Genomic DNA, 25,130 nt, shown 5'->3' with positions numbered 1-25,130 from the left:
AAAGATGACTACAAGAAATCCAACACCGCCTGGTATGGACGCTAGTCCAAAAAATACTGATAGAACTACTTCATTAGAAGGTAATGTTACAGCCAAGCCTTTAACTACTATTTGTGCCAATAGCGCTGATCCAAAGCCATCTAGAACACTTACTACTTTTGCTTTTGATAGTATGCCAAATAGTTTAAAGAAGTAAATTACTACTAGCACGTAGGTTGGCTGGAGTTTGCGACACCCAACGATTGAGTTTGATAACTTGTTGGGTCTCGTTCCTCGACACCAACCTACGCATAAACATAGAAAGCAGATGTTTTGTAGGGTGCGTTCCACGCACCGATAATATAGATAAGCCATGCAAACGAAGCCTAAACAGCAGGTTTGCTTAGAAAAATAAGTAATGCTACAGCGATTACCTGTAGGCTGGGTTTTTAACCCAGCATCATGATGTTGCAAAGCCTAGAAGCTGGGTTAAAAACCCAGCCTACAACAAACTTCATAACTTACAGATTAATTATGACTAGAGCAAAAAAAGTGTGTGAAGAATGTGAGTCACCCTACTTTGCAGACAGCTCAAAGATGACGAATTTATGTCCAAACTGCGCTCATAAGCTTTATGGTTATCCAAACTGTAGTCATGACTTCAAAGATAAAAGTGGTATAAAATGTGGTTGGAACGGTCAATGTTTAGGTTAAAAGATGCAAGCACCATTACCAGTAGAATATAAAGGCGCTGCTAGCTCAGTGATTTATCGAGATGGTGGTTCGCTAGAATTAAATTTCATAGCAACAGATGATAAAAATTACTGCATATTTATGGAAGTAGTTAATGAATCACCAAGCGATTGTAAGCGCTACGTTCCACCGATACTTTTTAAAGGTTCATTCGATATTAATAGTGATGATAATAACTTTGTAAGTTATTTAACATGGCAACACATTACAGTTTTTCTTGAAGCCATTAAAGCAGATATAGGTCAAGATTTTGAGAAATTTTCTTGTTTTGATGTCATTGAAAAGCTTGCGAATGATAATGGTTGGCTCATTGAGCTACCATAGGTTTGGCAAAATTTGCGATATACAATAGCTTTAAATAAATAATCTGTTGGGTCTCGTTCCTCGACACCAACCTACGTATAAACATGGAAAGCGGATGTTTTGTAGGGTGCGTTCCACGCACCGATAATATAGATAAGCTATGCAAACGAAGCCTAAACAGCAGGTTTGCTCAGAAAAATAAGTAATGCTACAGCGATTACCTGTAGGCTGGGTTTTTAACCCAGCATCATGATGTTGCAAAGCCTAGAAGCTGGGTTAAAAACCCAGCCTACAACAAACTTTATAATTTATAAATTAATTATGACTAGAGCAAAAAACGTGTGTGAAGAATGTGAGTCACCCTACTTTGCAGACGGCTCAAAGATGATGGGTTTATGTGCAAATTGCGCCCATAAGCTTTATAGCTACCCAAACTGTATTCATGATTTTAAAAACGGTGTTTGTTTGAATTGTGGTTGGAATGGTCAAGAGCCCAGTTATATAAAAACGTTATAGCTTTTGTAAGGTGCGCCTTGCAAAGCAATAGCCGAAAGGTAGATTGAACAAAGAATAATCTGAAAAGGGCGTAGGTCGGGCGGAGCTTGCGACCCCCAACAGTTTAAACCGATAATATGAAAAGTTAATGTTTTGTAGGGTGCATTCCACGCACCAATAGTCTGAAAGTTGAGTTTAATGGTGCTTAAAAAGCACCCTATAAACCAAGCTTACATGCAAAGTTATTAAGAAAGACCAACCTTGCTACGACAAGGTCGTTTAGCCCTGACTGTAGCGGTATCCTGCCAACGCTGATGGCGTTGCAGGCTGTGACTGGGCGTAGTATCGAGGCAACAGGAATGCGACCAGACACCATAGACTGCACGCCAGCGGCTAGGCAGATACAAGCGGTAGGCGGGATTAGCTGCTGAAGTTTTATAATATTTAACCACTGAATTTAAGCTTTTATAATTAAAAGACATACCAACAACGAAAACGACGGAGGTCATAGACGTGCACTATACCGCAATCATCAAAGACGGTGGTTTGTTTATCCCTAACGTATTTTCAGATTTAAATGATGGGCACTCACGCATAGTGGAAGTGGTTGTTGATATCGAAGAAGTACGTCAGCAGTTAAGCTTAAACCAAGACCCTATAAAATCAGCGCCGAGACAAGCGAAAAAACCCGTAAAAAAATCGGGCAAAAAAGAGCTGCAAAAACCAGCAGCAGTAGATACGCTGCGCAAGAATAATATCGATGAATTAGAGTCATTCGATGATGGTGAGTTAAGCGAAATGCTCAAAGCTTATATGAATAATGAACAAGTGCCAGAGCAGATATCTTTGGAGAATTTATAGTTGTTTTTGCAAAATAGTCAAGATCAATGAAAAATGGAAGTTGTGATGAGCTACGAAATTCATGAACAGACAAATATATTGAGTGCAGTAGATATTTCTGAGGAACAAGATGATATAGAGCTGGGTAAAATAGTTGAACTGCGAATGAATGACGAGCAAACACCTACTCGAGTAACATTAGACGATCTATAATAGTATAACCAAAATTTTATTTTTGCTGGGCTAAAACCACAGCCTATAACACCTACTAAACGTATAAAAACAAAGGCCAACCTCATGACTTACTCAATCTTTAATCAAACGCCAAATGATGCTATGAAAGAGCCTATGTTCTTCGGCCAGCCAGTCAATATCGCTCGCTATGACCAACAAAAGCACCCTATCTTTGAGCAGTTGATCGAAAAGCAACTGTCCTTCTTTTGGCGTCCAGAAGAAGTCGATGTCTCAAAAGATCGTATGGACTTTGGCAACTTGTCCTCGCACGAGCAGCATATATTTTTGAGTAATCTAAAGTACCAAACCCTACTCGACTCCATCCAAGGTCGTAGCCCGAATATCGTGTTATTGCCACTAGTATCGATTCCAGAGCTTGAGACTTGGATTGAGACTTGGTCTTTTAGCGAGACTATTCACTCGCGCAGCTATACTCATATTATTCGTAATATCGTCAATGACCCAAGCTTAGTGTTCGATGATATTATGAAAAACGAGCATATTCTTGAGCGTGCCTCTGATATTGCCCAGTATTATGATGAGCTGTATCGTAACTCGCAGCTTTATAGCTTGTATGGTGCCGGTACCCATAATGTTAATGGCCAGACTGTTACTGTGGATCTTAGATCGCTCAAAAAACAGCTATATCTTTGTATCATGGCGGTTAATGTTTTAGAGGCTATACGTTTTTATGTCTCATTTGCTTGCTCGTTTGCTTTTGCTGAGCGTAAGCTGATGGAAGGTAATGCCAAGATTATCAAGCTAATCGCTCGTGATGAAGCGCTGCACTTGACTGGTACTCAGCATATCCTAAACTTAATGCGTAATGGCCGAGATGACCCAGAGATGGTAGAGATTGCCGCTGAGTGTCATGAGCAAGGTATCGAGATCTTCCGTAAAGCCGCTGAGCAAGAAAAAGAATGGGCAGGTTATCTGTTTAAAGATGGCTCAATGATCGGTCTCAATAGAGATATTCTTTGCCAATATATCGAATACATTACTAACTTGCGTATGGAAGCAGTCGGCTTGCCATCAGCGTTCCCGAAATCGAAATCTAATCCTATCCCTTGGATCAATACTTGGTTATCTTCTGATAATGTGCAAGTGGCGCCACAAGAGACAGAGATTAGCTCTTACTTAGTAGGTCAGATTGATTCAGACTTATCTAACAGTGATTTTGATGACTTTGAATTATAAGACTGAGTTATAAGATTGAGTTATAAGGCTCAATTGTAAAAGGCAACGATAAGCCTCAACAGTGAAAATCAGCGATAACCGTCAGCTATAAAGCTTGATTATAAAATCAGGCTTTATCGCAAAGATATAGAATCTATTTATGCACTATAGCTATAGAACTGAGCTTTATAATTGCAGTATAAAAGATACTTTATTTACTCCTTTTTAGTATGCAGGATTCGTTATGACATGGGTGATGACTAGTAAGCGGCAGTTTTACTTGCATGACGATGAGAGCCTGCTAGATGGCTTGCTGCGTACGGGGCACGATGTCAGCTTTCAGTGCCGAGAAGGCTACTGTGGCAGCTGCCGAGTACGGCGTATTGCCAGCTCACATCCGATTGACTATCCGTTTGTGCCTTTGGCAATGATTGAAGACAACGAGATACTGCCCTGCTGCTGCCGAGTACAAGGGGTTATCTATATTAATCATGAATTAATTGATGAATAAAATCAGGCAAACTGCTACTAGACTTTAATCACTACCGCAAAAACCCTAGCCATAAAAAACGCGCTGTCTTATTAAAGGCAGCGCGTTTTTTATGGCTACTACTAGCTTAATATTACTGAGCGACAGCGTCTTGTTCAAATAGCTTTAACAGCTCTTCACGCATTCGGTCACGCTCTTCTTTTGACATCATAGGTCTATTCGCTGACTCGCCATGATAGTTAGGCTGTCCACTCAGACCCTCATTGATGACTATTGGCACTTCCACCACTTGTTGCGCTGGACGTTCTGTTAATAACACATCGACTTGGGCATTTTTACCATTACGTAAAATCTGCGTATCCAATGTAGTATTAGGGGGTTTGCGTGCCACATATTGAATAAGACTATTAGCATCAGTCATCTCAACACCATCAATAGTCAAGATGATATCGCCCACTTTTAGACCGCTTTTATCCGCAGGACCTTGTGGAATAACTTTAAGCACTTCAACCCCAGTTGAGGTTTCAAGTTGCGTAGGATCACGTAATTGTGATTGAATCTCGATGCCCAACCAACCACGGCTAACACGACCATCTTTGATCAGCGCATTCATCACTTGCTCAACTAAAGCAGTTGGAATAGCAAAACCTATACCCATCGAGCCACCAGAGCGTGAGAAGATAACTGTATTGATACCAACTAGCTCGCCATTAGCATCGACTAGGGCTCCCCCTGAGTTACCTGGATTGATCGCAGCATCGGTCTGGATAAAGTCCTCAAACTTATTAACTCCTAGACCAGTACGACCAGTCGCTGAAATAATACCTTGGGTGACGGTCTGACCTACCCCAAATGGATTACCAATAGCCAGTGCTAAATCGCCAACCTGAATGGGGGACTCGCGAAAACCTAAAGGCGTCAGTCCCGTCATCTCCACTTTAATAACCGCCAAATCACTATCGGGATCAGTACCGATAACCTTGGCACGACTCTTACGACCATCACTAAAGGCAACTGTAATCTCATCGGCTTTTTCGACTACATGGGCGTTAGTGACGATATAACCATCCTTTGAGACGATGACTCCTGAACCTAAGTTAGTGGAGCCTTGATCTTGCTGATTGTTATCTTCGAAATACTGGCGCATCACAGGATCATCTATATAAGGATGCTCAGCCACGGTTTGGGTAGTATAAATATTGACTACCGACTGTGAAGCACGGGCAACCGCATTATGATACGAAGAGATAGGTGCTGAGGTATTATCTGCCGCAACAGGAGCCGAGGCTTGTTGCTCAGCAGCAGTAGTTCTAGGCGGTTCCCAAGTAGCATTCGATGCGCTCTTCATACTCATGAATAACCAAATAAAACCAGCGATCATGATTAGCAATAACATCCAAGGTAACCACTTCCAAAAAGAAGCCTTATTCTTGGTATTAGGCAATGACGACATAAATGACCTCTATAAAGTTATATGAATAAATACTAACAGTTGCTATGCGTTGAACGCCAATAAGCGTATACCGTGATACATTGCCACCTATGCAAATTATAACTGGCATTGGCATAAAAGAGTCACGCATCGTGTACCTTTTCAGTTAGTGTATTTGTCTATTATTTTTCTACTAACCCTTACAGCTTACTCGTTAGCAGCAGTCTCGCTGCTAGATTTTGCTGTTAACTCGAGGGTTTTATAATTGTGCTAAAATCTCCGTAATAAAATTAAGCCCAAGGAACCGTCATGCCCTATAAAAACTCTGCAACTAGCTCAGAAAACCAGCCAGCATCTCAATCAGCATCTCAATCAGCATCTCAATCAGTAACCGCGCAAGCCTTAGTGCAGTTTTGTGATGAGTATTTATCGAGCGCCGCCTTTAAAGACTATGCTCCTAATGGGTTACAAGTTGACGCAGGTCAGCCTATCAAAACTATTATCACCGGGGTTACCGCTTGTGAGGCGCTAATCGATGCCGCTATCGCTGCAAAAGCTGATGCTATCATGGTACACCATGGTTATTTTTGGAAAGGTGAGCCTGAGGCTATCGTTGGTATCAAAGGCCAACGTATTCGTAAGCTCATGCAGAATGGTATTTCGTTAATCGCCTATCATTTGCCTCTCGATGCCCATCCGCTAATAGGTAACAATGCCAAACTTGCTGAAATGCTAGGCCTGACCATCAGCGGCCCATTGTATCCGCATGAGTCTCATCCAGTCGGTAACATCGCTACTTGTGCAGCACAGAGTGCAGAAGATTTAGCGGCAACTATTAGCCAAGTGTTAGGACGGGTACCACTATATATCTCCAGTGACTATAGTTTTACTGATAATCAAAGCTTATTAGACAGTACAACTAATAAAAAAATCAAACGTATCGGCCTATGCACAGGCGGCGCGCAAGATATGATTGAGCAAGCCGCTATTATGGGTTGCGATGCTTATCTATCAGGAGAGATATCTGAGAGAACCACGCATAGCGCGCGTGAATTAGGGCTAGATTATTTTGCTTGTGGTCATCATGCTACCGAACGTGGCGGTATTCAGGCTTTGGGTGAGTTAATCGCTGAGCAGTTCAAGCTAACGGTGACATTTGTCGATATAGATAATCCTGCCTAATGGTTAAGATTTTTCACTGTTTTGTTAACCCTACTTGAATGATAATTATATAGACCGCATACAAAGAGATAGTAAGAGACTGTTTTGTCATGAAACTTTTCATCAATGGTAGCTTCCGGTTATAGCATCAGGGGCTCTAGGGCTGGGTGGTTAACTGTTATTTTTAACAGTAATTTCAACAGTGGCATAGCCCTATAACTATAGAAATAAAGTCAATTTTAACAGCGACCATTTCTATACACCTGATGTTGCAATTGCCCTGTTAGTTTTTATAATCTTTTATAGTTGCCTGTACCTAGTTGAGCGTTAACTACATTATTAGCAGGCACTATAGAGGTTTTAATAGCCAACTTAAAGCAATTCTGGACAAGATCACCCTGCTCAAACCTTAATGTTTTTGACTTTTAAGCATCTTATGATAAATATCTTGTTAAAAGTTACCGCCATTACTGGTCAGTAGCCGGACAACGAATTCGATTTTAGTCATTAATGATAGTAAATCGATATTATTGCCTAGATCTTTGTTTCAATAATTTATTCATGACCTTACCTAAGTAATATACAGCTGTCTGATAGTTATTATTAACTAGTAGTGGCTTTTATATTACCAAATAGTACTACATTCATTGATTCAATGGCCTTAAAGTCGATTGAGGAGTGGTCTACTGTTTAACAGCGTCGTTCAACTGGGCATTTATAATAAGCTCAATAAGTTGAATATCTGTTTAGGGTGAGCAGGATGGCTAAAATTAGGAGACCTCTATGCAGCGTATTACTTATCGTGTCAAAGTATCTGCGCAAAGTGCTAAACGCCGTATTGGTTATTTACTGCGTCCAGCCAAGCGTGAACTTAACACTAAAAGTAACTTCGTTCCTTTCGTTCCTTTCATTCCGCCAAGCCGTTTTTCTAAAACTAAAAAGATCATGCAAGTCACTAGTATTGCCTTGCTGTCCTTGCCTGCTGAAAGTCTGACAACGATGAATAATCAAGTCTCTACTTATGACCATGTCATGATAGATAAGACTTTGACTATTGCTGCTGTGCCTGGCGATAGCACTTATTTCGCTACTGATGGTTTCCAACATGGTTTTGGCTACGACTTAGTACGTAGCTATGCCGATGAGCTGGGGGTCACTATTACGCTAAAAGCTTATGCTAATGAACAAGATGCTTTAAAAGCGTTAAAATCAGGTACTGCTGACATGGCTTTGACTACGGCTAGCACTGAGCTTAGAAATGAGTTGGCCCTACCCTCAATCAATGTCAGCTGTGGTTATGATACTAGCTTAACTAAAAATGGCCTAAACCCTAAAGTTAATTGGTCATTCAAAAATTCTGATGATCCATTGTCGCAAAAAGCCAGTAACTTTTTATGTGACAGTATCAAGCTTGATAATACTCAAAAGCTAGCCTCATTTTATAATCAAGATTTATTAAAAGATGCTTATAGCCAGCAACATTTTCAACAGACTTTGACCGAAAAGCTCCCTGACTACCAGTCATCATTTAAACAGCAAGCTCAGCAGTACAATCACGACTGGGAGTTACTAGTCGCTATGGGTTATCAAGAGTCGCATTTAGACGCTAATGCTGTTTCACCGACTGGGGTGCGCGGTATTATGATGCTAACTAATAGCACCGCAAAAGCTATGGGCGTTGCTGATCGTATTGATCCTTATCAAAGTATCGGTGGCGGTGCTCGTTACTTAGAAGAAATGAAGTCTGATTTTACTGATGTGCCCAAAAGTGATCGGGTTTGGTTTGCCCTCGCTGGCTATAATATGGGTCCCAATGCTGTCAAACGTATTCAAAGCGAGTTGCGTGCACAAGATATCGATGATAAGAGCTGGGCCAATGTCTATGCCTATTTATCTGAGAACAAAGCGACAAATAGTCGTTATGAACAAGCTATGCACTATGTCAGTAATATCAGAAGCTATTTAGAAACTATCAAAACTACGGCTACTTAAGAACCGTTAACAAGTAAAACTGTCAATAAATAAAACCTGCAATAATTAAAAACTGCCCATAAAAAAGCTGCCCTTATAGATAAGAGCAGCTTTTTTGTCACTAGATTTTTAGTTCAGCGCTTAAATTAACTTTTAACGATTGGGTACAGTCAAGCGTTGACCACGTTGTATCATCGTATTCGCTGGTATTTTGTTCATATCAGCAAGCTCTTGGGTCGATACCCCATATTTACGAGCTAAGCTAATTAAGTTGTCACCAGAACCGACGGTATAGCTAACTGTCAGTTTAGGTACTTTGATAGTTTGCCCACGTTGCAGTTGCGCATTAACCGCTAGGCCATTAGTAGCCGCTAGATCTTCAACTGATACTTTAAAGCGACCCGCTAAAGCAATTAAGCCGTCACCAGGTTGTACTTTGTAGTTTTCAGTATTGCCTAACTTTTTGCCGCTATTACTTGAGCTACTATTACTACTAGCAGCGCTACTACTGGCGCTACTATTAGAGCTGCTGCTAGTACTGGCAGAGCTACTACTGCCACCAGCAGGAATAGTAATACTGCGACCTAGTATCAAGTTTGAAGTCGTCGTCAAGCCATTGGCTGATGCTAAGTCACTAACGCCGATGTTATAGCGTTTGGCAACCCCAGTCAACGTATCACCTGATTGGATTTTATAGCTGATTGGCTTATCGTTTAACTTATTATCAACTTGCGCTTTAGAAGCCGGCACTTTGATAGTCTGTCCACGTTGCAAGCGAGCGTTGGCATCGAAGCTGCTGTTAACTGCTGCGACTTGCTCAGCACTAACGCCAATACTATTAGCGATGCCAATCAAAGTATCGCCAGATTTGACAGTATATTTGCTAGTAGCTGCTGAACTTGAGCTGCTGCTAGTATTTGCCGAGCTGCTACTGCTACTGGCACTACTTACATTAGTATTAGCGTTTGCAGGAATTTTTAAGGTTTGACCGACATACAATGAGTCTGTAGTGCCAATATTATTCAAGCTAGCTAAGGCTTCGGTAGAGATATTGAACTGGCGAGCCAGAGCAATAAGGCCGTCACCTGGTTTTACTTTATAATTTTTGGTCGCTACATTAGCCTTGCTAGGCTTAGTCGATGGCGCCGCAGGAGTACTGATTGGAGGCGTCACTTTGCCAGGAATTAACCAAAGTTTCTGACCTCTTAGTAAGTCAGCACGGCTGCTTAGATTATTATAAGTGGCCAGCTGAGTAACCGACAAACCAAAGCGATTGGCAGTACCGATCAGGGTGTCACCACTTTGTACTACGTAGCTGTCAGGCTGGCTGGCAGCACTGCTACTCGTATCACTAATAGGGGCGATAGTTTTAGCGTTGTATAGATATAAAGTACTACCGGATAATAGATTTGTATTAGCATCTATCTGGTTCCACTCGGTAATATCACGCCAGCTAACCCCTGCTCGGCTAGCAATGTTAGATAAGGTATCACCACGTTTTACTGTATAAGTAGTACGTTGACCTTGTGGTTTTGGTTTGCTTGCCGCTTTGGTTGGGAAGCTTAGTTTCTTCTCTTTACCACTAGCTTCTAATATAGACTGCTGCGTCTGTATCGCTGATAACTTAATATTACCATCGATGGAGCTAACAATATCACGCTGCTCAGGAGTCTGCATTTGAATCTGCTGGGCGATAAAGTCACGCTCTTCTTTACTCAGTGGCGGCTCTTGAGTAATAGTGTTGTTGCGAGTAATCTGTGCTGAAGTGGTGGGCAAACTATTACTGCTCTTAAGCTCAGCATTGATTTTGTTAGTCTCTCTACTAGTAATAGGAGGCTCAGTATTAAACGAGGTATTATTACCATAAACAGAGCTACTAGTCGGATTCGGTGTCGGTGTGATATAGCTAGTGGTTTGCTGCGGCACACTGGCGCTAGACGCATATGCCGCTAAGCCGCCACCAGTCGCAGGCAATGAAGAGCTAGGATAGGGCTTACTGTTATAATTAGGAGTGCTAGGCGTTGAGCTAGTGGTTGGGCTACTATTATTAAAAGTAGTCGTAGCAGCGATCACATTACTACTGCCATTGCCTCTTAAGCTACTAAGCTTGGCATCAATATTGACATCGACATCATTAGGAATAATGATCCGCTGTGGACCTGATGAATCAATGCGCGAAGACGTTAATGCCGTATTGAGTCTTTCAAGCTCATCGTAACTCACGCCTGTCACTTGGGCAACTTCAGCCAGACTGACACCATAGTTAGCAGGCACACTACGGAAATGCTGACGGTTAGCGATAGCTGGGAGATAAACCCCAAACTTTTCTGGATTGGCGACAATCTCAGCAACCGCCAAGAAGCGTGGCACATAGTTCATGGTCTCAGTCGGTAATCTAAGCGACCAATAATCGGTAGGTAAGCCTTGCGCTCTATTGGCATCAATGGCTTTTTGTATGCGTCCTGGACCCGCATTATAAGCGGCTAAGGCTAGCTCCCAACTGCCAAACTGATTATGTAGCGCCGTCAAAAAGTCATAAGCGGCACGTGTAGATTCGATAACGTCACGGCGACCATCATAGGTGCTGCTCTGGTTTAGACCATAGATACGACCCGTACTAGGAATGAACTGCCATAACCCTGCGGCTGCAGCGCTACTAGTACCACCTGGATCATAGGAGCTTTCGATGACTGGCAACAGAGCCAGTTCAGTTGGAATATTACGGCGCTCAGCTTCACGTACCGTATGATAAAGATAGCGACTTGCCCGTGCCGTTAGACGATTTAGATAGTCTTGTCGGCTAGTAAACCAACCCTTTTGACCTTCAATACGTTGATTATAGACCGGATTGCCGCTATTCATGCGATAACCAGCTCGCAAGCGACCCCACAAATCACCGTACTGCTGAATGGCAAGCTTGTTACCTTCAACCATTGTCATATCACTGGCTTCAAGCAAATCCGCTAACTCATCTAAGCTTTCCGCATCTAAATAAGCAGTTGAATAGTCACCACCAGCATTGATATTTGGCTGAGTAGTAGCTGCTGTTTGATTAGCAGGACGCTTAGTAATGACTGGCGATGAATTAGTAGCACCAGTATTTTTGACTGCTGAAGTATTACTACAAGCGCTGATAAGTAGCGTTGATACCGCGAGCGTCAAAGGCAGAGCGATAAATGAGCGAGATTTTACGAACACATTAGACATGATAATTGGCGTTTCCTAGCAGCTAGTATGAGTACCGATATTAATAATTGACAGTATGTATAGTGTTAACAGTATAGTATGCAAAGCGAAGCAAAAACCATAGCTATCTTAAAGATATTTAAAAAATGATAACGCTCATTAGGAGCATAAGGAGCGTAGAAGATTTATAATAATGGTATTGAGCAGTCGACCACAGCAGCGTCTACTTATTGCGCTTCAACACCTGTTAGTATAAATCTATTACTACAAATCAATATAAGGTCACTTTAGTATTGCTCAGCTGATCAGCACTAGCATAACTAAGCCACTTTATATTTGAACCCTTTTTATTTTAATAGCTATCGTTCTAATCAATAGTGACTTGTGATACAGCTCGTAGCAGTACCGCATTACCGGTAGCAACCGTTAAGGTCACTCGTGAATTAGTAACGAAAGATACACTCTGGCCATCTTTAACCCAGCTCTCAGTAGTCGTCACGTTAGCTTTGGCTTGTTCTCCAGTAATCACTATATTATTGATACTGATCTCGTAGCGGTAATTTGAAGTTTGATTCCATCCAGTCTGTAACAGTCTTAAATAAGCCTCTTTATCCAAGCTAGTAGACTTGCCCTTTCTAGATAAAGAAATAAGCGCATCATCAGAGACTAGACGTGATACTTGACTGAGGTTTTTACTATTAGCTGCCGCTTTCATAGCCGCAGAATAATTCTGTACTAAGCTTTCATTCATAGTTGCCGCTTGCACACTAACAGAGAACGCACTAGCTACCGCTGCTACTGCAGCAATGCTCGTACCTCTGACTATCACCGTCAGCAATCGTTTTACCCATATATTTTGCATCGTAATCCTTAGCGATAATAGTAATATTAACTATTGATAGGTCGTTAAAATCAATTGGTATCGTTGTGAGCTTATAAAATTTTATTATTAAACTAACTGTTATTACTAACTAATAGCGAGCAATGGAACGGATTTTTATAAACTTCTATTGCTAAATACTAGAGACTTGCAGTCAGTTGAGTAGGCCTTAAGTCATTATTGTTTTAGCCTATCACTAATTTCTAACACTCATGTAACGCCCTAGATGACTATTGATAGGTCATAGCTATAACTACTGTAACATTTTGAAATAAATGCCTATAGACTAGCCGCTATAACCTTAGCATTAGTCTATTAGCAGCTGTATATTTAATTGCTTGTAAGATAAATAGTAATAGGCTTAATTATTATAATCTTCATCATCACTAAGCTTCATACCTAAGCGCTCTACTCGTCTGTCCATCATCTGTCGTGCTAGCGCCTGCATATCCTCAACCCGATCAATCTCATCGACAATCTCTAAGCCCAATAGAGTCTCAAACACATCCTCTAAAGTAACCAAGCCTTTGACTTCACCATACTCGCCTACGGTAATGGCAATGTGAATACGGTTCTTTAACATCAATTCGAGCAGATCAAAAAGTTTCATCTTGGAGAATACAAAGCTAATTTCACGTTGAAACTGAGTTAAAGGCTTGTGTACGGCATGATTTACTTTTGCCAGTAGCATGTCTGTTTTTAACACAAAACCAGTTATGTTGTCCAAGTCACCTTCATATATAGGTAAGCGAGAAAAAGTTAGTTTTGGTCGATCCGCCATCACTTCAGCGACTGTTTTGCTTTGCTCAAACGCTAGCATAACCGAACGTGGAGTCATAATATCTTCGACTTTTATCGCCCCAAAGGCTAGCAAGTTACGAATAATGCGGGCCTCTAACGGATCGATTTGGCCAGCCTCTTCCCCTATGCTAGTTAAAGCGGCGAACTCACGACGACTAAACACATTGGTATCTTTGCCACCAACCAAAAGTTTAGTTAAACGCTCAGATAACCAAATAATCGGATACAGTAAGATGATAATACCGCGGACAAAATAAGCTACTAATCCGCTTAACTGCCGCCAATAGACCGTCCCTAAAGTTTTGGGTATGATTTCAGAAAAGGTCAAAATAGCCAGAGTCATTAAAGCTGAAAACAAGCCAAACCAAGCACTACCGAATACGATAGTGGCTTGCGCACCAGCACCAATAGAGCCCAAAGTGTTGGCAATCGTATTTAAAGTTAGGATAGCGGCCAAAGACTGATCAACACTATCTTGTTTTAAGCGTTTGAGCATTTTAGCTTTTTTGGGATTGCTCTCTTGTACATCTGCAATGTATGACGGAGTCATGCTAAGCAAAACAGACTCGGCCATTGAACAGACAAAAGACAAGCCTATCGCCATACTGATAAAGCCTATGAGCAGCATGACGTTGCTAGTGCTTGGTTAAGCGAGGGCTTCGGCAGCAAAAGCCGGATAAGGGAACAGCAACAATAGCGATAACAACAACAGCGCAACTATAGTTAAGGGCTTACTAAAAAGCCTAAGATAACTATACTTGCCGCTATGCTGATATGAATAGTTGCCTAAATAGGCAAGCGTCGTTGGGGGAGGTTTCGCGGACGCGGGTTCACTATGAGCGCGCTGACGACATAAACGAGGTACAAACAAAAAAATGGGCAACAAGGTAGGTAACCTGAATATTAAGAGGACTTAAAAAGGATTAAACAATCTACTATTATCGTTCAATATAGACCATTTTAACGTTCTGATAGTAGCATTGATGTTGTGCTTTCACAATAATTTGTCATTTTATCTGAATTTTATTTTTTCAAGTTTCACTTTCACTGTTGCGTATAGAACGACTAATCCTTATATCTAAGTCAAATTGCCTGTCAATATCTTTCAAAACTGTCTGTCTTAGCGTATAAATATACCCTCAGCTTATGATTAACAGTTACCAAGTGGAAGAATTTTTGTTACTATGCGTCTAATTTTATTGTTATCTGCAACTCACTGAGAGAATTTATGAGCTTTTTTATCCAGTCAGCCCACGCTGCTGAAACTGCTGGCGGCGCTTCGATATTCGGTCAAATCTTACTTCCTGTAGCCTTTTTTGCTATCTTTTACTTTTTGGTGATTCGTCCCCAATCTAAACGTACTAAAGAGCATCGCGCTATGGTTACTGCCCTTACTGTCGGTAGCGAGATTATTTTCGCTGGTGGACTAATGGGTCGTATCAAAACGCTAGAAGGCGATTATGCTATCGTTAGTTTGAATAACAATACTGATATTAAAGTACAACGTGCTTCGGTCATCTCAGTATTGCCTAAAGGCACTATTGAAAGCGTTTAACTTGTGTCGACAACGCTGACTATCTAGAAACTTTATTACTGTATTAGCCTGCTCTTATATAATCCTATAAAATGACCGTTCATTACTTACGGTCATTTTGTGCTTACTTGTGGCCCGCATCGCCAATATTTTATTAACATAAAGAAGTGATTATGCAATATCCTGCTTGGAAATACTTCGTCATTATTCTCGTGCTTATAGTCGCTGGTCTTTATGCAGCGCCTAATCTTTATCCTGATGAGCCAGCAGTACAAATTACTAGTGCTGCAGCTGGGACACAGCTGTCTGAAAGTGTGTTGACTCAGTCTCAAAGTCTGCTCGATGAAGCTAATATAAGCTACAAAGGCGGTAGCTTTGAGGGTAATAGTGCGCTATTACGTCTCGATAACTCTGTTACTCAGCTAAAAGCCAAAGAGGTTTTAATTCAGAACTTAGGTGATGACTATGTGGTCGCCTTAAACTCAGCGCAAACAACACCGCAATGGCTGCGTGATATCGGTGCTAAACCGATGAAACTGGGCTTGGATTTGCGTGGCGGAGTACGTTTTGTCTTAGAAGTAGACATGGATGAAGCGATTAAACAGCGTCTGAGTAGTGCTAGTCGTGATGCACGTAGTAGCTTGCGTGCTGAACGTGTGGCTATAAAAGGTATCAAAACTGAAAAGCGAAGTATCGCTTTGCATTTTGCTGATACTGATACTCGTAATCGTGCTCAGAATATTCTACAAGCAGCGATGGGTAATGACTTTAACTTGCAATCGTCTATCGATGAGCAAGGTCCATCCCTAATAATGGCCTATAACGATGCTAAGCTAGATGAGATCAATAGCTATGCGGTCAATCAAAACCTGAATACTCTACGTAACCGAATCAGCGAGCTTGGCGTTTCTGAAGCTTTAGTACAGTCACAAGGCTCCAGCCGTATCGTTGTTGAGCTGCCTGGTATTCAAGATCCTGCAGAAGCTAAGCGTGTACTAGGTCGTACCGCTAATCTTGAATTCAGAATGGTTGCTAAAGGCAGTGAAAACTTCACTGGTGGTATTGCTCCTGCAGGCACTGAAGCGTTTCCTTTTGAGACCCTCGATGGTCCTCCAGTACTATTAGAGCGTAAAGCTATTGTTACTGGTGAAAAGGTCACGGATGCACAGACCAATATCGATCCAGAAAGCGGTCAGCCTGAAGTCAGTATCACCTTGGATAGTGCTGGTGGTAAGCTGATGCAGAATGCCACTCGTACGGCTGTTGGCGATCAAATGGCGGTATTGTTTATTGAAAATAAGCAAAGAATCACTTATGAAGAAAACCCTACAACGGGTGAGTTGACTGAAATACGTACCCCTTACTCTGAAACTAAAGTAATCAATCGTGCTAATATTCAAGCGGTACTAGGGTCTTCATTCCGTATTACTGGTCTCGATAGCAGTGCTGAAGCTGCAGAGCTAGCACTACTGTTACGCTCAGGTGCACTTGCAGCGCCTATGTATTTCGTTGAAGAGCGTACTATTGGTCCCTCGTTAGGGCAAGAAAATATTGATAAAGGCTTATTCTCAACGCAAGTAGGTTACTTGCTTGTATTTGCCTTTATGATTATCTTCTATCGCTTGTTTGGGGTCATCGCCAATCTTGCTTTGGCAGTGAACGTGATAATTATTATTTCAATTATGTCTATTTTAGGCTCGTCACTAACCTTGCCTGGTATTGCCGGTATTGTATTGACTATAGGTATGGCGGTTGATGCCAACGTGCTGATCTTTGAGCGCATACGAGAAGAGCTAGCCAACGGCGTCCGGCCAAAGAGTGCTATTAGTGCCGGCTTCGATCGTGCTTTTAGTAGTATTTTTGATGCCAACGTCACTACCTTAATAGTTGCTTTTATTCTATTTGCCATCGGTACCGGTCCGATCAAAGGTTTTGCGATTACATTAGCTATAGGTATCATCAGCTCGCTATTCACTGCTATTTTGGTCACGCGCGCATTAGTACAACTTGCTTATGGTAAGCGTAAATCACTCAAACGTTTGAGCATCGGTTAGGAGAAACACATGGCGATTGAAAGTAATAATCCCACCAGTAAAGAAAACACACCGACTTCAAACAGTTCAGGTGGTGGTCCAGACGGCAATAATGGCAATCCTAGTGAAAAAACACGTCGCCGTCGTAATAACCCGCGTCGTGATGGTAAGGGTAGCAACACCCAAACCAATAAATCGACTAGTAAAACAGTAGATCAAACCAATGCCAAGTCTGCTACTAGCAAAACTCGTGGTGAAAAATCTAGACAAGCGCTGACAGCATCGTCATCAGTAGCTAGTACTGATACTAATTACGATCCTATTGAAGCTAGAGATAGCACCGCTGAGCTTGAAGCGGCTAATGCTGAGGGCGGTATCAAATCCCTTGGTGATCAGCGTATCATTCCCTTTATGAGTATAGAAAAGCCGATGGCGATTCTATCGATAATATTGGTTATTGCTAGTATTATTGCTATTGCAGTCAACGGCCTAAACTTCGGTCTTGACTTCACTGGCGGCGTATCAGCTGACATAAAATATCAGCAGCCTGTTGAACAAGCCACCGTAGTAAACGCATTGGCTGACAACGGCTTTGACGATGCGGTAGTGCAGTACTTAGGGACACGTGATGAGCTGTTGATTCGCTTACCGCCTCAGTCGGACGATGTTAGTGGACTCAATACCAATCTCGAAAAAGCCTTAGCATTGCCAAATAACAATGTTGAAATCAATAATGTTAATATTATTGGTAGTCAAGTAGGTAATGAGATTTATCTAAATTCCATTATGGCTTTAGCGTTAGCTTTACTTAGTATGCTGGGTTACGTGGCTTTGCGCTTTCAGTTCAAACTGGCACTTGGGGCTGTGATATCGCTATTTCATGATGCTGTGGTCACGATTGGTGTGTTTGCGCTGTTCGGTTTTCCGTTTGACCTAACAGTGTTAGCGGCTATTTTGGCACTGATTGGTTATTCATTGAATGATACTATTGTCGTCTATGACCGTATTCGTGAGAACTTCCGCCGCGTCCGAGGTATGACTCCACGTCAGACGGTCGATCTATCATTGACTGAGACTCTACGCCGTACCATTATGACTATCTCAACTGTACTGCTAGTAGTATTAGCTATGTTGTTCTTAGGTGGTGATGGTCTATACTGGTTCTCAGTAGCTCTATTTATAGGGTTAATAGCGGGTACTTACTCTTCTACTTATATCTCCAGCTCTATTCCATTGGCGATGGGTCTATCACGTGATGACTTCATAGTAAAAGTAAAGCCTGAGTTCGAAGAAGAGATCGTAAACTTCAATGATCCAAAAATGTTCGAACAAGACTAGATATTGTTTCTTGAGTGTCTAGAGCTAAGCGTTATTGATTATTGATTGCTACTTGCCAATCACTAGTCATCAATCATTAGCTCTTCATAACCGACATTGATAAAAGCACCTAACTTATAGGTGCTTTTGTCTTTTTAATAGAGTTTATTTTAACAATATTTCAACTAACAGCTGTTAGAGTAACTGTTTTTATTATGCATTCAATAACAGTTTAAATAGTCATTATTAGCAGCACTTGTGCAACAGCAATTACTTATCAAGTCGCACTATCATCGATGCTCAAAATAAGATAATAGGCCGTCTATTTTATGTTTTTATCTAAGTGATTCTTCTATGTCCTCTATTCCAGTATCACCCACATTAGCCCCTATAGATACTCGCTATCGGCATATTATCAGTATTGCCGTGCCAGTTATGCTTGCTAACTTGGCTATGCCGCTACAAAGCGTTATTGATACTGCTATTGTCGGTAATATGGATGATGCGGCAAAGCTTGCTGGTATGGGTCTGGCTATTCAATTACTGTCGTTGTTATTAGTAAGTTTTAACTTCTTGCAATATGCCTCCTCTGGCCTATCTGCTCAAGCGTTGGGGCAAATGGCTGATAACCATCATCTAGCTTCTAGTGCTGGCAATAGCACTGCGATTACCCCTTCTCCTCTATTGGCTATACTACAACGAGCGTTGCTATTAGCTTTTATTATTGGCGGCGTATTATTGCTTGCCAAGCCTTGGCTAATTGACTTAGGTTTACGGGCCTTATCGGCTAACCCAGACAGTGCTCTAGCTGCAAAAACTTATCTAGATGTGCGTTTTTGGGGAGTAATAGCTGAGCTGATGAACTTTGCTTTTATTGGCTGGTTTGCAGGGCAAGGTAAAACTCGCTACATGCTCTATCAGCAAGGGTTTATTGCTGTCGCTAACATTATTTTGACCTTGTTCTTTGTTTACGTAATGCAGATGGGTATAGCAGGTGTGGCTTTAGGAACTGCTATAGCCTTTTGGTCAGGGATACTATTAGCGCTATGGCTTAGCAGAAAAAACCTGAAAATAAGCTGGCAACAGCTATTTACCATTGATCCAGAGCACTTTACTAAGTCTAAGATGCTTAGGCTATTTTCGTTAAATAAAGATATCTTTATTCGCACCTTAATACTGACCTTGAGCTTTGCTTGGGTCACTCGCTTATCGGCACAAAGTGGCGATTTAGTACTAGCAGCCAATGCCATCTTATTGCAGATACTAAGTATTTCAGCTTTTGCCTTAGATGGTGTAGCGGTATCGGGTGAGACTCTAACTGGTCAAGCGGCAGGACGACGTGATTGGCAACGCTTTAGTATTATCGTCAAACGTACTGGTATAGTCAGCTATGGATTGGCAATAGTTCTCAGTCTAATTTGGTGGCTTTTTACACCGATGTATTTGGAGTTAATGACTAATATTGAGCCAGTCCTAACTTTAGCAAATACTTATAAAAATTATGCCATATTATTACCGATAATAGGTGTAGGGGCTTACTGGCTTGATGGAATATTCTTTGGTTTAACGGCTGGCAGTGTGATCCGCAATGCAGCGTTAATATGGGCCGCTATCTTCTTCCCTATTAGCTGGCTGCTGTATCAGCAGTACGCTATGGCTGGTATTTGGCTAAGCGTCTGGTGCATACTAATACTACGTATGCTAGTACTTGGAGTGTATCTATATCGCGCCCAACGATCAGGTAATTATGAGATTTTGCAGCCTGACTTATAGATAAATTAGGTAGCCCTTTAAGTTGTAATTTAAGTAGCAATTTAAGCTATGGCTATTAAAAATAAAGCACTAAAACTAAGCGGTAAAATAAGCCGTAAAAATAACAAGCCACAGCTAGCGGGCTACCAGCCTAACGAGCAATTGATAATCATGATTGGTTTTTTAGTGAAGCATACTGTTTATAAAATTATTAGCACTTAGGACATTCTGTGGATACTTATTCTCAAGCGCAGCCCAGTTATCAATGGGCTGCAGGTTTTAAAAAAAGCGTTCCTGTAGCTATGGGTTACTTACCAGCTGGTATCGCGTTTGGGGTACTAGCTCAAGTCGCAGGCGTGCCTATCTGGGCCACTATTATGCTCAGTATCATTCTGTATGCTGGCGCTGCACAGTATGCTTGCTTACCGATGCTAAGCGCAGGCTTACCTATAGGTAGTATCGCCACTAATATCGCCGCCATCAATCTGCGCCATATATTCTATGGGGTACCCATGTTAAAGTATTTGCCCACTAATAGACTGGCTAAAGCCTACTGTTTGTTTGCCTTAACCGATGAGACTTTTTCAGTAATGACAAGCTTACCTGCTGAGTCTCGGCATGCGCTGATATTACCAATAAGCTTATTTAATCAAAGCTGGTGGGTGCTAGCAAGCATCGTTGGGGTGCTGATAGGCAGTGCTCTTGATGATCTAGTACCGCATTTAGATTTTGCCTTAGTTTGTTTGTTTGTCATTTTGGCTTATGAGCAGTTTCAAACTATCAAACGCTACTTCCCTATCGGTATCGCGGTCATCGGCTTAGTGGTTGCCTCGCTATTCACTAGTAACTGGCTATTACTAGTCGCTATCATGATTTGTATGCTGCTAATATTGGCACGTGGTTATTGGCTCAATAAAACCCTTGGAGAGGCTAATGACTAGTAGTTATTTAATAGCGGCAACCCTAGCGATGGCAGCAGTCACTTTTATTACTAGGGCTGTTCCAGCGTTAATCCCGCAAAAGTTGATGGATCAGCCTTGGCTGCATCGACTCAATGAGAGTCTACCGTTATCCGTCTTAGTATTGTTAGTTCTAACTAGTATTAGCTACCAAGATTTAAGCCTAGCTACAGCCATAAATAGTGCGCAACTGCATTTAGTCTTAGCGCAAATAGGAGCACTGGCTTTAGTGCTATTAATCTATCATATCAGCCGTCAATTGCTAGTTAGTATGGTAGTTGGTATCGCTGCTCTAAATGGTTTGCTGTGGTTATTTGATCGTTTTTTAAGCTAACAGCAGCACAAATAAAAAGGCTGGATTCATATCGAATCCAGCCTTTTTGTTATAACTGCTAATAAAAGCTAATCATTGAGACTTAATCATTAAAACTTAACAATTAAATTTTAAAGCTTAAGTTTTACAGCTCAGCTACTCCCATCATGTCTACTGAGGTATCGGCAACTATTTGCATACCTTTTTTACTAGTTTTAGCGCTTTCGCTACGCTGTTCTTGTAAATGGTCAAGATAAGCTTCATTAATCTGACCAGTGATATAGCAGCCGTTAAATACCGCACAATCGAAGCCTTCAACTTTACTATGCTTAGTGTCTTTTACCGCATCGATTAAGTCGTCTAAATCTTGGAAAATCAAGCGATCAGCACCGATGATCTCGCGTACTTCCTCCACAGTATGACCCGCAGCAATAAGCTCACTACGCACTGGCATATCTATGCCATAGACATTAGGATATATCACTGGAGGCGCTGCACTAGCAAAGAATACTTTGCGTGCACCAGCATCGCGTGCCATTTGAATGATTTCATGACAAGTGGTTCCACGCACGATAGAATCATCCACTAATAACACGTTTTTACCTTTGAACTCTAACGGTACTGCACTGAGCTTTTGTCGTACTGACTTTTTGCGTTGCTGCTGACCGGGCATAATAAAAGTGCGGCCAATATAGCGGTTTTTCATAAAGCCTTCACGATACTTAATATTCATCATCAGCGCCAGTTCCATCGCTGAAGTACGTGAAGTATCAGGAATAGGAATGACCACATCGATATCGTGATCCTCACCCCACTCTTTAAGGATTTTTTGTCCTAACTTCTCACCCATACGTAAGCGTGATTTATAGACCGAAATATTATCCATAATAGAGTCAGGACGTGCAAAGTACACATACTCAAAGATACATGGCGTGTACTCTTTTGGCTCTACGCATTGATGAGTATGCAACTGATGATTAAGGTCAATAAAGATCGCCTCACCAGGTTTAACGTCACGAACAATCTTAAATCCTGAGCTTGATAACGCTACTGACTCTGAGGCAACCATATACTCAGTACCCCCATTAGCGGCTATACGCTCACCAAATATCAAAGGTCGGATACCATTAGGATCACGAAACGCTAATAGACCATGACCGGTAATCAGTGCTACTACCGCATAAGCCCCTTCAACACGACCATAAACTTCTTTTACCGCAGAAAAAATATCTTCAGCCGTTGCATGGGTTTTGCCTAAACTTTGCATTTCATGAGCAAATACATTTAGCAAAACTTCAGAGTCTGAATCCGTATTAAGATGGCGACGATCTTCAATATACAGCGACTTAGCCAGACTCTCAGCGTTAGTCAGGTTACCATTGTGCGCCAGAGTAATACCATAAGGAGAGTTGACATAGAAGGGCTGGGCCTCAGCACTACTTGAAGTCCCCGCAGTCGGATAACGCACGTGACCAATACCGAACTTACCCACTAGCTTAAGCATATGACGGTTCATAAACACATCGCGAACCATACCATTTTCTTTACGCAGATATAGTCGTCCATCTTGCAAAGTTACGATACCTGCCGCATCTTGACCGCGATGCTGTAGCATAGTTAACGCATCATAAAGAATTTGGTTGACTGGCTCATGAGCTGCAACTCCAACGACTCCACACATAGATATATCCTGTTATTAAACAAATAGTAGTAATGAGGTGATTGTCAATTTGATCACAAAGTAGTGACAGTTGAATCGCTTACTGATTAGGGCTTAGGATTGGTTGATTTGATCCCAAGCAGCCCCTAATACATCAGCAGCTAAAGCCTTACCTATAGGAGCATAAGGCAATAGTTCAGGGGCTATAACTGAAGCTTGCCACTGCGGCGTTTGTACTAATAATGGGGCGCTAATACTTAGTATAACTAAGATGACTAACACGTTTTTTGCGGCGCCTAATACACCGCCTGCCATCTTATCGACTATGCCTAAACGCAAAGTTTTCAGCGCACTTGAGAATATAAAGGCTAGCGAGTGCATCACTGTCAAAATGACAATGACTACTATTAAAAATGCTAAGGCTGTTTGTAAAACTGGGTTTTGCACTATCGCTGATAACTGAGGGGCAACCGAGCTTGCTAAACGAGTGGCGGCGATCAAAGCAATAAACCAGCCAGCCAAACCGACCGCTGTTTTTATTAACCCTACCTGAAAACCGCGCCATAAACCAATTAGCACTACTACGGCAATGATAATATCTATGCCACTCATAACCACCGCCTTATTGTGTTATTGCCTTGACTGAGCATTAGGATAACTCGGTTTCCAACGCATCATAATAACCGCCAATAGCTTGAATACAAGACTGTACTAGACCCGGACCTCGGTATATCAAACCAGTATAAAGCTGTACTAACTCAGCACCTGCAGTGATTTTTTTCACCGCTTTTTCACCGCTATCGATACCACCGACACCGATTAGTGCTACTTTACCTTCTAATTGATCCGAGAATTGTCTTAATATCTGGGTACTAATGTGACTGACTGGACGCCCAGATAGACCGCCCATTTGATCACCATCACGTAGATCTTCAACCCCTACCCGGCTTAAGGTGGTATTAGTAGCGATCAGACCGTCAATCTCAAAATCTAATAGTTGTTGCGAGATATAGTCGACTTGTAACGGCTCTAAGTCAGGGGCTACTTTTAATACTAGCGGTACATAGAAGCCATACTCTGTAGCCAGTTGGCTATGGCGGTTTTTTATACGCTCTAACAGATGAGTCAGTGCTTCACCGCTTTGTAAATCACGCAGATTTTCAGTATTTGGCGAGGAAATATTCACCGTAATATAGGAAGCATGAGGATAGACACGCTCTAGACAATAGACGTAGTCATCTGCCGCTTGCTCTACAGGAGTACTAGCATTCTTGCCAATATTAATACCTATATTGCCTTTATATTTGCACTGTTTAACTTTTTCAATCAGATAATCAACGCCATGATTATTAAAACCCATCCGGTTAATAATAGCGTTCGCCTGTTTTATTCGAAACATACGTGGCTTATCGTTACCTAACTGAGGTTTTGGCGTCACTGTACCTACTTCAATAAAACCAAAGCCGAGCTCAGCAAGTGCATCGATATAGTCGCCGTTTTTATCTAACCCGGCTGCCAACCCTACTGGATTGGAAAACTGTAAGCCCATACAAGTGGTCGGCTGCATATGTTGGCCATAGATCAAGCCCAAAGTCCGTGCTCGATGAGCCTTATCCAATAAGGATAGCGTAATATCATGAGCGTTTTCAGGATCCATCTTGAATAACAGCGGGCGTAATAGAACGTAGGACATAGCAACAGTTAACCTAATTAAAAAAAGACAAGACAAATAATATTTGATGCATAACTATAATCGCAGCGATTATATCAGCTAAACAGAACGAAGACTAAAGTTTCATGCTCAGCATTGTCAATCAGCATCGGCTGATCATCCATTCGTTTATAGATAAGAGGTGCTATG

General features: G+C 41.6%; 22 protein-coding genes. 14 read left to right on the top strand and 8 right to left on the bottom strand.

Annotated features, from left to right (window positions below; all coding sequences use genetic code 11):
- The first annotated feature begins 4 nt into the window (after positions 1-4).
- Both KZA12_RS02245 and KZA12_RS02240 read left to right on the top strand, forming a co-directional pair.
- A complete protein-coding gene (locus KZA12_RS02245; protein WP_218689044.1) occupies positions 5-196 on the top strand; it encodes a hypothetical protein in 192 nt (63 codons plus the stop codon).
- A gap of 500 nt (positions 197-696) precedes the next feature.
- On the top strand, positions 697-1,056 hold the full coding sequence (locus KZA12_RS02240) for a hypothetical protein (RefSeq protein ID WP_218689043.1): 360 nt from the start codon (positions 697-699) through the stop codon (positions 1,054-1,056).
- A 719-nt stretch (positions 1,057-1,775) separates the two neighbouring features.
- Here KZA12_RS02240 and KZA12_RS02235 read toward each other — a convergent pair.
- Positions 1,776-2,039: a hypothetical protein gene (locus KZA12_RS02235; protein WP_218689042.1), complete on the bottom strand. Its 264-nt coding sequence runs from the start codon at positions 2,037-2,039 to the stop codon at positions 1,776-1,778.
- 4 nt (positions 2,040-2,043) lie between these two features.
- Between KZA12_RS02235 and KZA12_RS02230 the strand changes: the two genes are divergently transcribed.
- From KZA12_RS02230 to yfaE, 4 genes are all read left to right on the top strand, one after another.
- Positions 2,044-2,391, top strand: coding sequence for a hypothetical protein (locus KZA12_RS02230; RefSeq protein WP_218689041.1), 348 nt, complete (start codon positions 2,044-2,046; stop codon positions 2,389-2,391).
- A gap of 45 nt (positions 2,392-2,436) precedes the next feature.
- Positions 2,437-2,583, top strand: coding sequence for a hypothetical protein (locus tag KZA12_RS02225; protein ID WP_218689040.1), 147 nt, complete (start codon positions 2,437-2,439; stop codon positions 2,581-2,583).
- A gap of 84 nt (positions 2,584-2,667) precedes the next feature.
- On the top strand, positions 2,668-3,801 hold the full coding sequence (nrdB, locus tag KZA12_RS02220; protein ID WP_218689039.1) for a class Ia ribonucleoside-diphosphate reductase subunit beta: 1,134 nt from the start codon (positions 2,668-2,670) through the stop codon (positions 3,799-3,801).
- 223 nt (positions 3,802-4,024) lie between these two features.
- On the top strand, positions 4,025-4,291 hold the full coding sequence (gene yfaE, locus KZA12_RS02215) for a class I ribonucleotide reductase maintenance protein YfaE (RefSeq protein ID WP_218689038.1): 267 nt from the start codon (positions 4,025-4,027) through the stop codon (positions 4,289-4,291).
- Between the two features lie 112 nt (positions 4,292-4,403).
- Here the strand turns inward: yfaE and KZA12_RS02210 are convergent, their stop codons facing one another.
- The gene (locus KZA12_RS02210) at positions 4,404-5,723 is read right to left on the bottom strand and encodes a S1C family serine protease (RefSeq protein WP_201623774.1); all 1,320 of its coding nucleotides are present in this window, start codon (positions 5,721-5,723) and stop codon (positions 4,404-4,406) included.
- A 288-nt stretch (positions 5,724-6,011) separates the two neighbouring features.
- Here KZA12_RS02210 and KZA12_RS02205 point away from each other — a divergent pair, with 288 nt between their 5' ends.
- Both KZA12_RS02205 and KZA12_RS02200 read left to right on the top strand, forming a co-directional pair.
- Positions 6,012-6,884, top strand: coding sequence for a Nif3-like dinuclear metal center hexameric protein (locus KZA12_RS02205; protein ID WP_218689037.1), 873 nt, complete (start codon positions 6,012-6,014; stop codon positions 6,882-6,884).
- A 762-nt stretch (positions 6,885-7,646) separates the two neighbouring features.
- The gene (locus KZA12_RS02200; protein WP_218689036.1) at positions 7,647-8,855 is read left to right on the top strand and encodes a transglycosylase SLT domain-containing protein; all 1,209 of its coding nucleotides are present in this window, start codon (positions 7,647-7,649) and stop codon (positions 8,853-8,855) included.
- Between the two features lie 132 nt (positions 8,856-8,987).
- Here the strand turns inward: KZA12_RS02200 and KZA12_RS15015 are convergent, their stop codons facing one another.
- From KZA12_RS15015 to KZA12_RS02185, 3 genes are all read right to left on the bottom strand, one after another.
- The gene (locus KZA12_RS15015) at positions 8,988-12,041 is read right to left on the bottom strand and encodes a LysM peptidoglycan-binding domain-containing protein (RefSeq protein ID WP_218689035.1); all 3,054 of its coding nucleotides are present in this window, start codon (positions 12,039-12,041) and stop codon (positions 8,988-8,990) included.
- Positions 12,042-12,387: 346 nt separating this feature from the next.
- A complete protein-coding gene (locus tag KZA12_RS02190) occupies positions 12,388-12,882 on the bottom strand; it encodes a hypothetical protein (RefSeq protein WP_201622187.1) in 495 nt (164 codons plus the stop codon).
- Positions 12,883-13,261: 379 nt separating this feature from the next.
- Positions 13,262-14,305 (bottom strand): CNNM domain-containing protein, encoded by a 1,044-nt coding sequence (locus tag KZA12_RS02185; protein WP_218689034.1) that lies wholly within the window; start codon positions 14,303-14,305, stop codon positions 13,262-13,264.
- Positions 14,306-14,929: 624 nt separating this feature from the next.
- Here KZA12_RS02185 and yajC point away from each other — a divergent pair.
- The 6 genes from yajC to KZA12_RS02155 all read left to right on the top strand — a co-directional run bounded on the left by yajC (position 14,930) and on the right by KZA12_RS02155 (position 21,630).
- Entirely contained in the window at positions 14,930-15,256 is a 327-nt protein-coding gene (gene yajC, locus KZA12_RS02180; RefSeq protein ID WP_201622188.1) for a preprotein translocase subunit YajC, read from the top strand.
- Positions 15,257-15,408: 152 nt separating this feature from the next.
- Positions 15,409-17,289 carry a protein translocase subunit SecD gene (gene secD / locus KZA12_RS02175; protein WP_218689033.1) on the top strand — a complete coding sequence of 627 codons (1,881 nt, stop codon included), beginning with the start codon at positions 15,409-15,411 and terminating at the stop codon, positions 17,287-17,289.
- Positions 17,290-17,298: 9 nt separating this feature from the next.
- Positions 17,299-18,606, top strand: coding sequence for a protein translocase subunit SecF (gene secF, locus KZA12_RS02170; protein WP_201622190.1), 1,308 nt, complete (start codon positions 17,299-17,301; stop codon positions 18,604-18,606).
- Positions 18,607-18,939: 333 nt separating this feature from the next.
- The gene (locus KZA12_RS02165; protein ID WP_201622191.1) at positions 18,940-20,358 is read left to right on the top strand and encodes an MATE family efflux transporter; all 1,419 of its coding nucleotides are present in this window, start codon (positions 18,940-18,942) and stop codon (positions 20,356-20,358) included.
- A 281-nt stretch (positions 20,359-20,639) separates the two neighbouring features.
- Entirely contained in the window at positions 20,640-21,278 is a 639-nt protein-coding gene (locus KZA12_RS02160) for an AzlC family ABC transporter permease (RefSeq protein ID WP_218689174.1), read from the top strand.
- Complete coding sequence (locus KZA12_RS02155; protein ID WP_218689032.1) at positions 21,271-21,630, top strand: AzlD domain-containing protein; 360 nt, start codon at positions 21,271-21,273, stop codon at positions 21,628-21,630. Before KZA12_RS02160 ends, KZA12_RS02155 begins: the two co-directional genes overlap by 8 nt.
- Before the next feature lie 124 nt (positions 21,631-21,754).
- Here the strand turns inward: KZA12_RS02155 and purF are convergent, their stop codons facing one another.
- The 3 genes from purF to KZA12_RS02140 form a co-directional block, all read right to left on the bottom strand.
- Positions 21,755-23,290, bottom strand: coding sequence for an amidophosphoribosyltransferase (gene purF, locus KZA12_RS02150; protein ID WP_201622193.1), 1,536 nt, complete (start codon positions 23,288-23,290; stop codon positions 21,755-21,757).
- Between the two features lie 93 nt (positions 23,291-23,383).
- Entirely contained in the window at positions 23,384-23,881 is a 498-nt protein-coding gene (locus KZA12_RS02145; protein WP_201622194.1) for a CvpA family protein, read from the bottom strand.
- Positions 23,882-23,918: 37 nt separating this feature from the next.
- Positions 23,919-24,962 (bottom strand): quinone-dependent dihydroorotate dehydrogenase, encoded by a 1,044-nt coding sequence (locus KZA12_RS02140; RefSeq protein WP_201622195.1) that lies wholly within the window; start codon positions 24,960-24,962, stop codon positions 23,919-23,921.
- Positions 24,963-25,130 lie beyond the last annotated feature (168 nt).

Origin of the sequence: Psychrobacter sp. BF1 (assembly GCF_019279065.1) — a bacterium.
GTDB lineage: Bacteria > Pseudomonadota > Gammaproteobacteria > Pseudomonadales > Moraxellaceae > Psychrobacter > Psychrobacter urativorans.
The sequence above is the reverse complement of the archived record's forward strand: the minus strand, read 5'-3'. Positions and strand labels throughout refer to the sequence as shown.

Excerpts from the sequence above, each read along its gene's own strand:
- KZA12_RS02245 (WP_218689044.1), top strand. The coding sequence starts at position 5 with ATGACTACAAGAAATCCAACACCGCCTGGTATGGACGCTAGTCCAAAA.
- KZA12_RS02240 (WP_218689043.1), top strand. The coding sequence starts at position 697 with ATGCAAGCACCATTACCAGTAGAATATAAAGGCGCTGCTAGCTCAGTG.
- KZA12_RS02235 (WP_218689042.1), bottom strand. The coding sequence starts at position 2,039 with ATGACCTCCGTCGTTTTCGTTGTTGGTATGTCTTTTAATTATAAAAGC.
- KZA12_RS02225 (WP_218689040.1), top strand. The coding sequence starts at position 2,437 with ATGAGCTACGAAATTCATGAACAGACAAATATATTGAGTGCAGTAGAT.
- nrdB (WP_218689039.1), top strand. The coding sequence starts at position 2,668 with ATGACTTACTCAATCTTTAATCAAACGCCAAATGATGCTATGAAAGAG.
- yfaE (WP_218689038.1), top strand. The coding sequence starts at position 4,025 with ATGACATGGGTGATGACTAGTAAGCGGCAGTTTTACTTGCATGACGAT.
- KZA12_RS02210 (WP_201623774.1), bottom strand. The coding sequence starts at position 5,723 with ATGTCGTCATTGCCTAATACCAAGAATAAGGCTTCTTTTTGGAAGTGG.
- KZA12_RS02205 (WP_218689037.1), top strand. The coding sequence starts at position 6,012 with ATGCCCTATAAAAACTCTGCAACTAGCTCAGAAAACCAGCCAGCATCT.
- KZA12_RS02200 (WP_218689036.1), top strand. The coding sequence starts at position 7,647 with ATGCAGCGTATTACTTATCGTGTCAAAGTATCTGCGCAAAGTGCTAAA.
- KZA12_RS15015 (WP_218689035.1), bottom strand. The coding sequence starts at position 12,041 with ATGTCTAATGTGTTCGTAAAATCTCGCTCATTTATCGCTCTGCCTTTG.
- KZA12_RS02190 (WP_201622187.1), bottom strand. The coding sequence starts at position 12,882 with ATGCAAAATATATGGGTAAAACGATTGCTGACGGTGATAGTCAGAGGT.
- KZA12_RS02185 (WP_218689034.1), bottom strand. The coding sequence starts at position 14,305 with ATGGCGATAGGCTTGTCTTTTGTCTGTTCAATGGCCGAGTCTGTTTTG.
- yajC (WP_201622188.1), top strand. The coding sequence starts at position 14,930 with ATGAGCTTTTTTATCCAGTCAGCCCACGCTGCTGAAACTGCTGGCGGC.
- secD (WP_218689033.1), top strand. The coding sequence starts at position 15,409 with ATGCAATATCCTGCTTGGAAATACTTCGTCATTATTCTCGTGCTTATA.
- secF (WP_201622190.1), top strand. The coding sequence starts at position 17,299 with ATGGCGATTGAAAGTAATAATCCCACCAGTAAAGAAAACACACCGACT.
- KZA12_RS02165 (WP_201622191.1), top strand. The coding sequence starts at position 18,940 with ATGTCCTCTATTCCAGTATCACCCACATTAGCCCCTATAGATACTCGC.
- KZA12_RS02160 (WP_218689174.1), top strand. The coding sequence starts at position 20,640 with ATGGGTTACTTACCAGCTGGTATCGCGTTTGGGGTACTAGCTCAAGTC.
- KZA12_RS02155 (WP_218689032.1), top strand. The coding sequence starts at position 21,271 with ATGACTAGTAGTTATTTAATAGCGGCAACCCTAGCGATGGCAGCAGTC.
- purF (WP_201622193.1), bottom strand. The coding sequence starts at position 23,290 with ATGTGTGGAGTCGTTGGAGTTGCAGCTCATGAGCCAGTCAACCAAATT.
- KZA12_RS02145 (WP_201622194.1), bottom strand. The coding sequence starts at position 23,881 with ATGAGTGGCATAGATATTATCATTGCCGTAGTAGTGCTAATTGGTTTA.
- KZA12_RS02140 (WP_201622195.1), bottom strand. The coding sequence starts at position 24,962 with ATGTCCTACGTTCTATTACGCCCGCTGTTATTCAAGATGGATCCTGAA.